Origin of the sequence: Streptomyces sp. NPDC048473, from assembly GCF_043200155.1 — a bacterium.
Classification (GTDB): Bacteria; Actinomycetota; Actinomycetes; order Streptomycetales; family Streptomycetaceae; genus Streptomyces.
Window position 1 is genome coordinate 162,287 of record NZ_JBICXE010000008.1, and the last position, 13,972, is coordinate 176,258.

The 13,972-nt window shown below is 69.2% G+C and carries 10 protein-coding genes and 1 pseudogene; 7 read left to right on the forward strand and 4 right to left on the reverse strand.

The features are described from left to right. Positions 1 to 72 precede the first annotated feature (72 nt). The 5 genes and pseudogenes from yicI to ACGFU7_RS16710 form a co-directional block, all read left to right on the forward strand. Positions 73 to 2,328, forward strand: a complete 2,256-nt coding sequence (yicI, locus tag ACGFU7_RS16690) for an alpha-xylosidase (RefSeq protein ID WP_393696419.1) — start codon at positions 73 to 75, stop codon at positions 2,326 to 2,328. Between the two features lie 157 nt (positions 2,329 to 2,485). Next, the gene (locus ACGFU7_RS16695) at positions 2,486 to 2,773 is read left to right on the forward strand and encodes a hypothetical protein (protein WP_393696421.1); all 288 of its coding nucleotides are present in this window, start codon (positions 2,486 to 2,488) and stop codon (positions 2,771 to 2,773) included. A 391-nt stretch (positions 2,774 to 3,164) separates the two neighbouring features. Further along, complete coding sequence (locus tag ACGFU7_RS16700; RefSeq protein ID WP_393696423.1) at positions 3,165 to 3,347, forward strand: hypothetical protein; 183 nt, start codon at positions 3,165 to 3,167, stop codon at positions 3,345 to 3,347. Between the two features lie 575 nt (positions 3,348 to 3,922). After that, entirely contained in the window at positions 3,923 to 5,455 is a 1,533-nt protein-coding gene (locus tag ACGFU7_RS16705) for a hypothetical protein (protein ID WP_393696425.1), read from the forward strand. A gap of 557 nt (positions 5,456 to 6,012) precedes the next feature. Further along, positions 6,013 to 6,543, forward strand: a pseudogene (locus ACGFU7_RS16710) (TIM-barrel domain-containing protein); the annotation flags it as partial. A gap of 72 nt (positions 6,544 to 6,615) precedes the next feature. Here the strand turns inward: ACGFU7_RS16710 and ACGFU7_RS16715 are convergent. Continuing rightward, positions 6,616 to 7,248: a DNA polymerase ligase N-terminal domain-containing protein gene (locus tag ACGFU7_RS16715; RefSeq protein ID WP_393696427.1), complete on the reverse strand. Its 633-nt coding sequence runs from the start codon at positions 7,246 to 7,248 to the stop codon at positions 6,616 to 6,618. Between the two features lie 599 nt (positions 7,249 to 7,847). On the opposite strand from ACGFU7_RS16715, the gene ACGFU7_RS16720 reads away from it, so the two are divergent. After that, on the forward strand, positions 7,848 to 9,272 hold the full coding sequence (locus tag ACGFU7_RS16720) for an amino acid permease (RefSeq protein WP_393696429.1): 1,425 nt from the start codon (positions 7,848 to 7,850) through the stop codon (positions 9,270 to 9,272). Between the two features lie 262 nt (positions 9,273 to 9,534). On the opposite strand, the gene ACGFU7_RS16725 is transcribed toward ACGFU7_RS16720, so the two are convergent. The 3 genes from ACGFU7_RS16725 to ACGFU7_RS16735 form a co-directional block, all read right to left on the reverse strand. Then, the gene (locus tag ACGFU7_RS16725) at positions 9,535 to 10,806 is read right to left on the reverse strand and encodes an FAD-dependent oxidoreductase (protein WP_393696431.1); all 1,272 of its coding nucleotides are present in this window, start codon (positions 10,804 to 10,806) and stop codon (positions 9,535 to 9,537) included. An 88-nt stretch (positions 10,807 to 10,894) separates the two neighbouring features. Then, positions 10,895 to 12,385 (reverse strand): UDP-N-acetylmuramoyl-L-alanyl-D-glutamate--2,6-diaminopimelate ligase, encoded by a 1,491-nt coding sequence (locus ACGFU7_RS16730; protein WP_393696433.1) that lies wholly within the window; start codon positions 12,383 to 12,385, stop codon positions 10,895 to 10,897. Positions 12,386 to 12,933: 548 nt separating this feature from the next. Then, on the reverse strand, positions 12,934 to 13,332 hold the full coding sequence (locus ACGFU7_RS16735) for a DUF6221 family protein (protein ID WP_393696435.1): 399 nt from the start codon (positions 13,330 to 13,332) through the stop codon (positions 12,934 to 12,936). Positions 13,333 to 13,562: 230 nt separating this feature from the next. On the opposite strand from ACGFU7_RS16735, the gene ACGFU7_RS16740 reads away from it, so the two are divergent. After that, positions 13,563 to 13,856 (forward strand): hypothetical protein, encoded by a 294-nt coding sequence (locus ACGFU7_RS16740; RefSeq protein ID WP_393696436.1) that lies wholly within the window; start codon positions 13,563 to 13,565, stop codon positions 13,854 to 13,856. Positions 13,857 to 13,972: the final 116 nt, after the last annotated feature.

A 13,972-nucleotide genomic window follows, 5' to 3' on the forward strand; every position in this document is an offset into this window, starting at 1 on the left:
GACCGAGCCACTCCGTCACTCCTGATCTCCTGACTGAACTCCGGAAAACCTGAACGGCTAAGGAAGACCCCCATGAAGTTCACCGACGGCTTCTGGCAGATGCGAGACGGTGTGCACGCCTCATACGCCACCGAAGTCCGCGACCTGCACCAGGACACCGACCGCCTCACTGCCTTCGCCGCCGTCAAGCGCGTCGAACGGCGTGGTGACACCCTCAACGCCCCCCTGATCACGGTGGACGCGTACTCGCCCGCAGAGGGCATCATCGGTGTACGCATCACCCACCTCGCGGGCAAGTGCCGCCCCGGCCCCGACTTCGAACTGCAGGGCGCCACCGGGCAGGGCGTCGGCACCACTCGTACGGACGGCCCCGTCGCCGAGCTGACCAGCGGCCCGCTGACCCTGCGGCTGCCCACCGAGGGCACCTTCGGCCTGGAGTTCCTGGATGCGGACGGCCACCTGCTGACCTCGGCCGGACACAAGGGCACCGCCTTCGCCACCGTCCAGGACGGCGGCCACCACATGTTCGCCCAGCTCGCCCTCGGAGTCGGCGAAACCATCCATGGCCTGGGCGAGCGCTTCACTCCGTACGTCAAGAACGGCCAGGTCGTCGACATCTGGCAGGCGGACGGCGGAACCAGCAGCGAGCAGGCGTACAAGAACATCCCGTTCTATCTCTCCTCGCGCGGCTACGGCGTCTTCGTCAACCACCCCGGCAAGGTCTCGTTCGAGGTCGGCTCCGAGGCCGTCGGCCAGGTGCAGTTCAGCGTCGAGGACCAGACGCTGGAGTACTTCGTCGTCGCCGGACCGACCCCCAAGGACGTCCTCACCCGCTACACCGCACTCACCGGCCGCCCCGCGCTGCCGCCGGCCTGGTCGTTCGGCCTCTGGTTGACCACCTCCTTCACCACCTCGTACGACGAGGCGACCGTCACCTCGTTCGTGGACGGCATGGCCGAGCGCGGCATCCCGCTCGCCGTCTTCCACTTCGACTGCTTCTGGATGCGCGAGTACCAGTGGTCGGACTTCGAGTGGGACCCGCGGGTCTTCCCCGACCCGGAGGGCATGCTTGCCCGGCTCAAGGAGAAGGGCCTGCGGATCTGCGTCTGGATCAACCCGTACATCGCGCAGAAGGGCGCCCTGTACGCGGAGGGCGCGGCGAAGGGCTACTTCGTCCACACCCCCGAGGGCGACATCTGGCAGTGGGACCGCTGGCAGGCCGGAATGGCGCTGGTGGACTTCACCAACCCCGAGGCCACCGCCTGGTTCCAGAGCAAGCTGAAGGTCCTCCTCGACCAGGGCGTCGACGGCTTCAAGACCGACTTCGGCGAGCGCATCCCCACCGACGTCGTCTGGCACGACGGCTCCGACCCGGAGCGGATGCACAACTACTACACGCACCTCTACAACAAGGCCGTCTTCGAACTCCTGGAGAAGGAGCGCGGCCAGGGCGACGCGGTTCTCTTCGCCCGCTCGGCCACCGCCGGCGGTCAGCAGTTCCCCGTCCACTGGGGCGGCGACTGCTGGTCCTCCTTCGGTGCGATGGCCGAGTCCCTGCGCGGCGGACTCTCACTTTCCCTGTCCGGCTTCGGCTTCTGGAGCCATGACATCGGCGGCTTCGAGGGCACCCCCGACCCCGCGGTCTTCAAGCGATGGCTCGCCTTCGGCCTGCTCTCCTCGCACAGCCGCCTGCACGGCTCCTCGTCCTACCGGGTGCCGTGGGAGTTCGGCGACGAGGCGGTCGAGGTCGCCAAGCAGTTCACCGAGCTGAAGCACCGCCTCATGCCGTACCTGTACGGGGCGGCCGTCGAGGCCCATCGCACCGGTGTCCCGACGATGCGCCCCATGCTTCTGGAATTCCCCCACGACCCGGCCACCCGCACTGTGGACCGCCAGTATCTGCTGGGCCCGGACCTCCTGGTGGCCCCGGTCTTCAGCGAGGACGGCCAGGTCGAGTACTACGTCCCGGAGGGCACCTGGACCCACCTGCTCTCCGGCGAGACCGTCACCGGCCCGGCGTGGCACCACGAGGTCCACGGCTTCGACAGCCTTCCGTTGCTGGTCCGCCCCGGTGCGGTCCTGGCCCTGGGCGCGGACCCCTCCCGCCCCGACGGCGACTGGCTGAACAACCTGACGCTACGGATCCACGCCCCCGAGGGGATCGGCGACTTCACCCGCACGGTGACGGTCCCCGAACTCACGGGCGCGCCCGCCGCGACGTACGAGGTGGTCCGCGAGGGCAACATGGTGCGTGTCACGGCGGACACGGACCGGCCGTACGAGGTGACGGTCGTGGGCGAGAGCGGACTGAAGGTCGTGAAGGCCTGACGCCGTCATCCGATGGGCCCGCCCGGAACCGGTTCGACTCCGGCTCTATCCCCTGCCGTTCCGCGTTCGCGCTGGAGCTGTGGGCCGACGTCCTGGGACAGGACGTCTGCCCCGAGGAGGCCACCGGCGAAGGGGTCTGGCAGTACTTCCTCATGCCGTGGGTCTCCAACGGCATCATCGTGACCTCGAACTCGCCAATGAGACGGTGAACTTCACCCTCACGGGCTCGACGAGGACGGGCGGGAAGTGGGGTGTCGGTCCGTATGACGTGATGGCCCAGGACGCGGCCGGCACCCCGGGCCCGATGCTCACCCCGCTCGGGTCGACCTGCTACCGCCGAACCGGGCTGTCCTGCCCCGCCACGGTCCGCCCCTGCCGCAAAGCGGGCCTTGACTCCTACTCGTTCCCCACCAGGGCACAGAGCACCGGTGGGTGGATTCCGTAACTCGGCGCGGATGGGCAGTGGCGCAACGCCAGCGTCTGCGGCTGTACTTCGGACTGTGCGTGAGGTGAGCTGTGCGAGATCCGCCTGGACGGCCCGGTGTGCGACGTCGTGTCGGTGCAGGACGGTGAGGACGTCCTGGTGCCGGAGGCGTACCGGGTCGACTCCCCGAACATGCTGGTCCGTACGGACGGCGAGTGCTGGGTGACGTGCCAGGACATGGCTGGCCGCCCCCTGTGGCACACCCGGCACCCTGTGCGTCACGTACAGGACCGGCCTCCCGCTGGACTCTGCGGCGATTGCTGCGGTGTCAGAACTGACCTGCCATCTCATGAAGGGCTGCACGGGGGGCAGCGGTTCGTGCGGGTGCAGGGCCAACCCGAACATCACCCGCATGACCAGGCAGGGCGTTCAGTGGGAGAAGGCCGACCCGACGCTCATCCACTCCGAAGGCCGAACCGGCCTCCCGTTCGCTGACGCCTGGCTGTTCGCGGTGAACCCGTACCGGCAGGCGAGCGCGTCCCGGGTGTACTCGCCGGACTTCCGACGCCCCAGGGTGGTGCGGCAACGGCCCTGAGTCCTCTCGCCCTCCATGACCTCACTGAGGCCGTCCTCGGCTGCGTGTGCGCCACACTCGACCAGACCGCCACCGCCTCCCCGAACAGCCCGGCTGCCCGTGCCGGGCCTGCGTCGTGCCAGGGACACCGGCATGGGACGAATGCGTCGACCCGTGCAACGGCGACACGGCCGGCGGACAGCTCACGGTGAACGTCGCCCGGATCCACCCCTCGACCCGGTTCCCCGAGGAGGACCAAGAGGTACGCGGACTGCGCGGATGCACCCCACCGCCGACGACTGCCGTCGAGCTGGTCAGTCATCACGCTCCTGCGGCGCGCCCCGATGTTCGACGAACAGGGCTGCCCGCCCACCTGCGAGGAGCTGGCGGCCGCGGCCCGAGTGACCCATCTCGACGCTGTCACCGTCGACAACAGCCTCATGTGCTGCCTGCCCCATACCGGTGGACGCCGCGGTCGGCGTTTCGTGATGAGGCAGGCAGCGGATCATCGGCCCCCAGGGCGGATGCGTCGGTATCGAGCAGCGCGTCGTCGTCGCCCTGCCCGGGTGCGCCCCGTGTGCGGAGGAGGTCTCACCATGAGCGTGGAGTCCGTATCGACGCGACCCGGCTGGAACGCGCACTGCGCCGGCCGGGCGGGATCGGCGAGCGCATCCTGCGGCGCCGGGCCGCACCGGTCGTACGACGGGCCGAGCAGCTGGCCCCCGGCAGCATGGGGACGCGGGATCACCTTCAGCGTCCAGGGCAGCGGCCGCGGCATGGCCGCGATCATCACCTCAACCCACCCCGCCGGCATCTACGTCATCAATGGGACCAGGCCCCACGTCATCCGCCCGCGCCGTGCACGAGCGCCGAGGTTCCAGGCGAGCGGGCGGGCGGTGTTCGCGCAGCGGGTCGACCACCCGGGCAACGTTGCGAACAACTTCCTGGCCCAGGCGCTGCGCGAAGCGCTCTGGTCACGGGTGGTTGTCGTCGACGCGAGAGGGGGCGAGCTTCTCCCGTTTCCATTCGGGCGGCAATATGTTCGTGCCATCATCTGCCCCATGATCAGGTGGCTCCAGCGCAGGTACCCCCTACTGATACGCGGCTCCGTCGCCAAGAGGATCCTTGAGCAATTCGAGGCTGACGTCGCGTACTTGCATGCGGGCAGACACCCCACTCCCCGGCTGCGCATTGCCGTGCGCCGCTACGAGCGGGCCGACAGCCTCGGCCTTATTCCTGTCCGAATTCTCGCGATGTTCCTGTCTTACGTCCTCTTCGTGACCACCGTGACGGCGTTCACCAGCTCCATGAAGAGCGAGGGAGGGCGGCCGCTGTATTTGGCTCGGCGAGATTTCGAGGCGAACGGGCATGACTTCATAGGACTCCTTGAGCAGGATCCGATGAGGCCGATCAAGGTTGTCGGTCCCTATATTTCTGTGTCAATCTTTTTGTGCTTCGTCTTGTACTTTTGCTACACGATGTTGCGAACTGCGACCGGGGGGCGGCTAGCCCTCTCTTGGAAGTCCCGCGTGCGACATCGGTATCTGCTCGTCAATCGGGCGAGGCAGGTCGTTCGTGCCTGTGCACTTGCCAAGCGTCACCCCGATAAATGGACTGGTAGATCTTCTGGGAAACGCTCGGTTGGGATTGCGGTCAATTCTCTCGCCAGAGAGGTGGGTCGCGCATATCGCCGGGAGGCGGCAGACGCCTACCGCTGGCCGCATCGCCGCAAAGCTCTTAAAGATCACGCTGGTAAAGTTGTGGCCGCATTGCGGAAGGCGGAATTTCGCCTCGATACAGATATGCCTGCGGCCGTTTCCGAGCTATCGGATCTGGCCTTGATCATCGCCGACCGATACTCCCGGAACATGACAGGTGTGATGCTGGATGATCACCACCTGGATGGCCTTGAGCCCGTACCGGACCGGGAGCCCGTACGTGTTGCCGTCATCGCGCTGGTGGTGGCTGCCGCAGGCGCTGCCATAGCGTTCCTCGACCTTCCCTCAGGGGCAGAGACCTATCTGACCGGCGGTGTTGGTCTGGCCCTCGCTACGCTCCTCTACCGGGGTGGAGCCACTCGGGCCACGGAGATCTTTGAGGCTGTGCGTGGAGGGCCGTCGTCGCCATGAGGAGGTGGAACTGCCGACGTCCCGCAGTGCCCGGCTAACCTTCGGTGTACGCCGCTGGTTTTGGGCCGGGCACTGCACGACACATGGGAGCCCTCATGGCCAGGAAGTCCTTCGCCCTCCGGACCTAGCCTCACGTCGCCGAGATCGGCGATGACTTCGAGCTGGAGTTCCAGCCCGAAGTGATGGGTGATGAGTTCTCGGACGCCTACGAGGCGTTGCAGGACATACGCCGAGCTCGGCGTCGACCCGAGCCCCGCGGCTGGTCTGACGCCTACTCAGCTGCGCACGTCGACGGCCGCTGTCCGGGCATTCCTGGCTGGTCTGATGCTGTCCGCTCACCCAGGCCGTCGGCACCGTCACCAACCGCCGGCGGGCCGACCGGGAAGCCGCCATGCGGACCTTCTGCAGCGCTCTGTGGGGCGCGACGGCATGGGGACAGCAGCCGGCAGGGTTACCAGTGGGCGCAGACCGCCGGCGCCGGCCCGGGCACGCCGCGCGTCCCCACGGGCAGCGAGCCCGTCCTGGCCGTACTGAAGGACACGGCCGACAACAATGCCGGCGGCGATCCCGACGACGCGGCGTACCGCGAAGTCCTCGTCCGCTGGTTCCAGTTCGGCGCGCTGTGCCCGATCTTCCGGCTGCACGGCTTCCGGTTGCCGTGGCTGCCGCTGGGCGGCGAGATGGCGGGCGGGCCCAACGAGGTGTGGTCGTACGGCGAAGAGGCGTACGAGATCATGCGTGGCTACCTGGAGCTGCGCGAACGCCTCCGCCCGTACATCGCCGAACAGATGGCCTCAGCCGCCCGCGAGGGCCTGCCGCCGATGCGCCCGCTGTTCCTTGAGTTCCCCGAGGACGAGCAGGCCTGGACCGTCGCCGACCAGTTCCTGCTCGGCTCGGATCTGCTGATCGCCCCCGTCACGGAATCCGGTGCCATCAGCCGCGAGACCTATCTGCCCGCAGGTGCCCACTGGAGGTGTGCCTGGACGGGCACGACGTACGGGGGTGGCACCTGGCGCACCCTCGATGCTCCGCTCGACCGAATTCCACTCCTGCTGCGGGACGACGCACAGCTGCCGGTGGCCGGCTGAGGGAGCAGGACCGCGTCCACCGGGCCACGAGTCGCTCGATCGGGGCGGGCACACTGCCGGCCGGCGCGATGGCTACGACGGCGTTCCCGCTTCCTCGGCGGCGACCTGGCGCAGAGTGCGTCCGGTGCGGGCCGAACGCGCGCGGTGTGGGTCGGGCGTGCCGGGTCTGTCATGGACAGCGCGGTTGTCGTCTGCTTTGACCAGAAGCCACACTTCCTCGCCGGCGGGGGCGCCCTTGTGGCCGCCGTGGAAGCGAGTCAGGGCGAACTCGCCGTGCAGCTTGACCCCGTCGAGCCAGAAGGTGGCGTGGCCGTTCCCCAGGGACTCGTCGAACGGGACAGGGGCGCCCTGCCGGTCGTGGCTGAGCGGCCGGTAGGCGCCTTGGTCCCAGACAATGACTGTGCCACCCCCGTACTGGCCCGTCGCAACGACCCCCTCGAACTCGCGGTACTCCAGCGGATGGTCCTCCGTCGGCACGGCCAGCCGTCTGTCGCGCGGGTTCTCCGAAGGGCCGCGTGGTACTGCCCACGACTTCAGCACGCCATCGACTTCCAGTCGGAAGTCGAAGTGCATGCGGCGTGCATCATGGATCTGAACGACGAAGCGCGGGGCGCCGCTCTCCTGCTCGTCTTGCGAACCCGGCCCCGGGGCCGGGTCGAAGTGCCGCTTGCCCTGATGGGTCCGCGGTGTGTCGTTGCCGTTCACGCCTGACTCCCTCCGGCCGGAGCCCGATCGAACGAAGCACGCCGCTCCCTGCTCGGGCCCTCCCATCACTGCCCGGTTCGTCACCTCCACTCTCCCGCCGTCGGCCGTGGGCCGCACGACGGCGAGGACACAGAGGCGGAGGGCGCCCCATGTCGTGTCCTCGCCGTGAGCCCGGTGTGTGTCCCCGCTGCCCGGCAACGGCGTGGCTGAGGGGGAGCCGTGCTTCACGGCCGGGCGACCAGCAGATGGGCCGACGGAGCTCGGGTCGGCCGGCTCCGCGGCGCCCCTGCGCCGACCGGTCGCCGACGGGCTGCTCGCCGGCCGCCGAGGCCGTCGGCGCCTTCGCACCCGCAGAGAAGGATGCGCGGTCGCACAGCCCCGGTTCCGTCCGATTTTCGGTCGCAGACGGCGCTTCAGTGAACATTCACCGGCGATTTGATGCGCGGTGTCCGATAACCGACCATGGGATGCATCCCCCGGCCGTTCCCGCAGCAGGCGTGCGCCCGCACGTTGGGCCGCCGCTGCACAGGCCGGGGGGCCGTGGCGCCGACCGCAGGGCAGGCGACGGTACCCAGCACGATGAAAGGCGCACCATCCCCATGCACGACACCGGAACCGTTTCGCAATCGGCTCCGGCCCCGGGCAGCCCCGCCCCGGCCCACGGCCCCGCCTCCGCCCGGACGGGGCACCTTCCGGCCCCGGAGCGCGAAGGGGACAGCCGGCACGCCCGGCGCTTCGGGCTTCCGGTCGCCACCGCGCTGGTCATGGGCAACATCATCGGCGGCGGCATCTTCCTGCTCCCCGTGTCCGTCGCCCCGTACGGCACCATCAGCCTCGTCGCCTTCGGCGTGCTCACCGTCGGTGCCATCGCGCTCGCGCTCGTCTTCGGGCGGCTCGCGCAGCGCGACCCGCGCACCGGCGGGCCATACGTCTACGTGCGCGAGGCCTTCGGTGATTTCGCGGGCTTCCTGGCTGCCTGGTCGTACTGGATCACCTCCTGGGTGAGCAACGCGGCGCTCGCCGTCACCGCCGTGGGCTACCTGGACGTGCTGCTGCCCCTGCACGGCTCGCCGTGGCTGATGATGACCGCCGCACTCGTCGTGCAGTGGCTGCCGGCTCTCGCCAACCTCGCCGGGACCCGTTACGTCGGCGCGGTGCAGCTCGTCTCCACCGTGCTGAAGTTCGTGCCTTTGCTGCTGGTCGCGATCGGCGGGCTGTTCTTCTTCGACCCGGACAACCTCGGTCCCTTCCAGGCCACGGACGGTGGTGCCCTGGGCGCGGTCTCCGCGTCCGCAGCGATCCTGCTCTTCAGCTACCTCGGCGTCGAGTCGGCGGCGGTCAGCGCGGGCGAGGTGCGCAATCCGCGGCGCAACGTCGGGCGGGCGACCGTCCTCGGCACGCTCGGTGCGGCGCTGGTGTACCTGCTGGGCACCCTCTCCGTCTTCGGTACCGTCCCGCACGACAAGCTGCTCACCTCCAGCGCTCCCTTCACCGACTCCGTCAACGCCATGTTCGGCGGCACGTGGGGCGGCGCGGCGGTCGCCTGCGCGGCGCTGGTGTCGATCGTGGGCGCGCTCAACGGCTGGACGCTGCTCAGCGCCCAGACCGCGTACGCCGCCGCCCGCGACGGCCTGTTCCCGGCACGCTTCGCGGTGAAGCGGCGGGGCGTGTCGACCTTCGGCGTGACCGTCACGGTCGTCCTCGCCTCGCTGCTGACTGTCTACAACTACATGGCCGGGACGGCCCGGGTGTTCGAGATCCTGGTGCTGGTCACGACCTTCACCGCGACCGTCCCGTACCTCCTGGCGACGGCGGCCCAGCTGTACTTCCTCGTCTCGGGGCAGCGCGACCGGGTCCGCCCGGCTCGCCTCGCCCGTGACGCCGTGCTCGCGCTGGCCGCCTTCGGCTTCTCCATGTGGCTCCTGGCGGGCTCCGGCTACGCCGCCGTCTACCAGGGCGTGCTGTTCCTCTTCGCGGGTGTCCTGGTCTACGCATGGATGTCGGCCCGCAAGGCGCGCGCCTGACGCCTCGGCGGGGGACCGGCCAGGTGGACGGTTGCGTTGGAATGCATGTGCTCGACGTGCCGGCATGCCCGCACCATGCGGGCGTCCGCAACGCAGGACGGCGTGGCTGACAGGCGTTGCGGGTACGCGCCCCGAGGGTGCCGCCACGGCTGCCCTTCCATCTCGTGCCGAGAACTCGTGCCGAGAACGAGCCCGGTCCCGCGCCGTCGCCCCGACATCGGGGTGGGCGCGGTGCCGGCTCCGCCGACGCAAGGCGTCCGGCTCAGCGCACCGACGCGGCCGGCGGGCGCTCGCGCAGGGCGCCGTAGGCGAGGAAGTACGCCGGCAGGCGGTTCAGCCACCGCGAGGTCGTGATGAGCTCGCTCAGCCGCTGGGCGCGCTTCCGGCTGCCGAACGCCGGGCGGCCCGACAGGACCGGTTCGATGACGTTCGTGTGGGCGAAACGCTGCAGGGCCTGCGTCGCGGCGGTGGTCGGCCAGCGGCGGCGCTGGACGCGGCGTACGGTCCGCAGGCCGACCGCGCCCGCGCGCAGCGGTTCGACGAGATACCGGGCGGCGGCCACCGCGTCCTCGACGGCGAGGTTGATGCCGATGCCGAAGACCGGTGACATCGCGTGCGCCGCGTCGCCGATGCACAGCAGCCCCGGGCGGTGCCAGCGCCGTAGGCGGTCGAGCCGCACGTCGAGCAGCTTCACGTCGTCCCACGACCCGAGCGCGTGCACCCGGTCCGCGAGCCACGGGACGGCAGTCGTGAATTCGCCCATGAACCGGCCGAGACCGGCGGCGCGGCGCCGGGTGTCGGTTCCCTTGGGGATCAGTGCGGCGCACTGCCAGTAGTCCCCGCGGTCGATCATGGCGCTGAAGAACCGGTCGCCGACGCCTCCCACGAGCCCGTGCGGGTCGTCCTCCCGCCGCGGCAGCCGGAACCACCAGGCGTCCATCGGGCAGGTGAACTTCCGCAGTCCCAGTTCGGGCAACGCCCTGGCCAGTGAGGACCGGCCGTCGCAGGCCACGGTGAGGGTGGCCCGCAGCTCACCGGTACGGCCGTCGGACGTGCGGTACCGGACCCCCGTGACCCTCCCGCGAGCTCTCGGCTTCGCTCGACCAGGGGGGACCTCCATGCCCTCCATGAGGAAGGCCGTCGCCTCGGTGTTCATCCGCACGGAGAAGGACGGCTCCCGCCGGGCCTCGTCCACGAGGAGGTTGAGCAGTTCCCACTGGGGCACCATCGCGATGTAGTTGTACTTGCCCCGCAGCGCGCCGATGTCTCCGACGGTGACCAGCGAACGGTCCGGGCCGAGCGGCAGCTGGACTGTCGTCACCCGCCGCTGCGGCAGCCGGCTGAACCGCCCGGCCAGCCCCAGGTCCTCCAGCAGCGCCAGGGTGGACGGATGCACAGTGTCACCGCGGAAGTCGCGCAGGAAGTCGCCGTGCTTCTCCAGGACCGTGACCGCCACCCCCGCCCGGGCCAGCAACAGCCCGAGGATCATTCCGGCGGGGCCACCACCCACCACGCAGCACGTGGTCCGCTCCATGGCAACCGCTCCCTTCGGTGAATCCCCGGGTCAGTCACATGGGGACATGTACCCTCAATTCTTCCCGCTCTTCCGGCGGCTGCGCCTGTTACTCCTGCGTGGCTGCTAGTTCGCGCACCGTGGCCATGTCGCTGAACGGAATCAGCTGTTCGCCGACGATCTGGTACGGCTCACTGCCCTTCCCCGCAACCAGGACGATGTCATCCGGGCCGGCGGCGGACAGGGCAAAGGCGATCGCCCGGCGGCGGTCGGCGAACCTCTCGAACCGGGTGCCGGTGGCCACGAGCCCCGGCGTGATCTGGTCCATGATCGCCTCGGGGTCCTCATTCCGTGGATTGTCCGAGGTGAGGACACACAGATCGGAGAGGGTCCCGGCGATCTCGCCCATTTGCGCGCGCTTGGTGACGTCCCGGTCGCCCCCGCAGCCGAACACGGTGATCACCCGGCCCGGCGCGAAGTCCCGGACGGCGCAGAGCACCTTGTCCAGGGAGTCGGGAGAGTGGGCGTAGTCCACGATCACGGACGAGCCGTGGGGGGTCTCGAAGCGTTCGAGCCGTCCGGGGACCGGGGGCATCCGGTCGAGTGCGGCAACCAGACCCGCCAGATCGTGTCCCAGGACGTGACAAGCCGCCACGGCGGCCAGCGCATTGGCCACCGAGAACCGGCCGGGCACCGGGATCGCCGCGGGGTACTTGCTTCCCGCGTGGTGGAGGGTGAAGCTCGTACCGAAGGCGTTCATGCTCAGGTCCGTCGCCCGGTAGTCCGCCTCCGCGTCGATGCCGTACGTGGTGACCATGCCCGGCATCAACCGCCCGATCCCGGCCCCCACGGAATCATCGGCGTTGACCACTGCGAGCCGGCACAGCCCCTGGAAGAGGCGGAGTTTGGCGTCGCGGTAGTTCTCCATGGTGCCGTGGTCGTCCAGGTGGTCCTGCGTGAGGTTGGTGAAGATCCCCACGTCGATGAACGCATGGTCCACCCGGTGGTTCAGCAGGCCCATCGAGGTGGCCTCCAGGACCACAGCGCCCACCTCGTGGTCGCGCATGTGTCCCAACAGGTACTGGAAGTCCGGCGATTCCGGTGTGGTCAACACCGAGCGCGGCATCGGGATCAGTTCGTCGCCGATCCGGCTGCCCGATGTCCCGATCACGCCCACCTTCGCGCCTTCGGCGATCCTCAGGACGGACTCGACCATGTACGAAACCGAGGTCTTCCCGTTGGTACCGGTCACGGCCACCATGTCCATGTCCTGACCGGGTTCGCCGTAGTAGCGGGAGGTGACGACCGCCGCTGCTGTCCGTGTGTCCGGCACTCGGACGACGCATGCATTGCCTGCCGATGCCCATACTGCCGCTGGGAGATCGGGCGCTGTCCTGTCGACGAGTACCGCCACAGCGCCACGTGCCAGTGCCGAGCCGATGGCTCCGGGTCCCCCTTCCCGATGACCGGGTACGGCGATGAACAGCGAACCCGGCGAAACGCGATGGGCGTCGAAACAGGCTCCTGCGCTGATCCTCGTCTCCGGATCGCCCAGAAGGACCTCGTGATCGTGACCGGCCAGCAACTCCCTCAACTTCATACAGGGTCCTCTCGAAAATGCGGCACGCCCCATCGGCCGTCGCCGAAGGGGATGCCGACGGCACGCCGAGGAGCTGCGCGAGTGTGGGGTGCTGCGGAACGCACAGCGAAGGGGGTGGAGAAGCGCTCCATGGGCGGAGCAGAAACTGCGGGAGAAGTTGCGGATCAGGCGATCGGGACCGAAATCCGTGACGATCGTGAGTGCCTGGTCAGCCGTGACCGTGCAGCGCACGGCAGAGCGCCTTCGGCGCAACTGGGCCCAGCACGTGAGGGGCCTGTCGCAGGCACTCCCTCACTGCATGTGTGTCGCCCATGGGTGGAGTGTACGTCCCACGGAGCGGCCCCGAATCCGCCCTGCTCACCTCGGCCGGCCGGCCGGTCGGTGCGCGTTCAGGATCTCGTTGATCGGCCGGTGCCGGGTCTCACCGCTGCTGCAGTTGCCCCTGCCGCCCGAGGTGACCCCCTGCGCCCGGTTCCCGCTGATGAAGGACCCCGGCTGTAGGTCACGGTCGCGTTCAAGGCCGGCCCGGGGGCGGCCGTCGCCGGATGCTAATGGATGAACCGCGGCAGCCACTTGGCCCGGTAGTCGGGGTGGCCGGCATGCTCTGCGGCCATCTGCCGGACGGCGAAACCGAGGCCGACGGCGCGGCCGGACGGGAAGTCGTATTCGGGGCGGTCGGTGTCCTTGTCGGCGATCTCCGCGTACTCATTCAGGAGGACTCGGCTCGTCTCGATGCGGCGACGTGTATGCGCGGGGTCCTGGAAAGCGATGTGCTGGTCGAAGCCGAGATTCCGCACGCTGAACGCGATGGCGCCGGTCCGGTCGTGGACCTCGCCGGGCACGTCGGCCGGGCAACGCCAGCTCTCGCCGCCTGCCGCTTGCGCAATCTGTTCTTCCTCAGCAAGACGCGCCCGAACGAAGTCGATCATGTCGGAGTTGTCTGTCATCGGGCTTTCGAATCCTTAACCGTCGTGGCTCCCTGCCGGAAACCGCACCCACTGTCTGTGCCAGTTCCGTTCGTTCACCGAGGATGTCGGACGACGATACCGAGTGGAAGGTCCGGCCTCCCGGGGACACCACCTGTAGTGCGCGCATCTCGGTGCCGAGATGATTCGAGACGGAGCAAGGGCCCCCACGATGCCCACGCCCCAGCGGCTTCTGACGATCAGCCAGGCGGATGCGCGCCGGCTGGCCCTTTCGCGGCAACACCTGGCCGGGCCCCGGCTTCCGGCGGCCGCCGATCCTGCACGGCGACCACCCGGTCGGCCGGGCCGCTCCACGTTTCGACCGGAGCCGAGGAGTCCTGCTGATCGAGGGCCTGTATCTGGAGGCCGGCATCAAGCCGACGGCGGTGCTGTGCCGGGCGGTCACCGGACAGCTCGCCGACCTGGCATCCCTCGTCGGCGCCACCGGCATCGAGTACGGCGGCGCGGTGCCCGAGCGGTGGCGCCCCATGCTGCATCGGTCCTGAGTCAACCACCGCTTTGCGGCGCCGTCACGCCGCCACGGTTGATCACTCACCCCTTACGATCACTGACTGCAACCCCGCCTTCGGTCCCTCCTGCCCCGGGCAAGGAGGGGCACCGG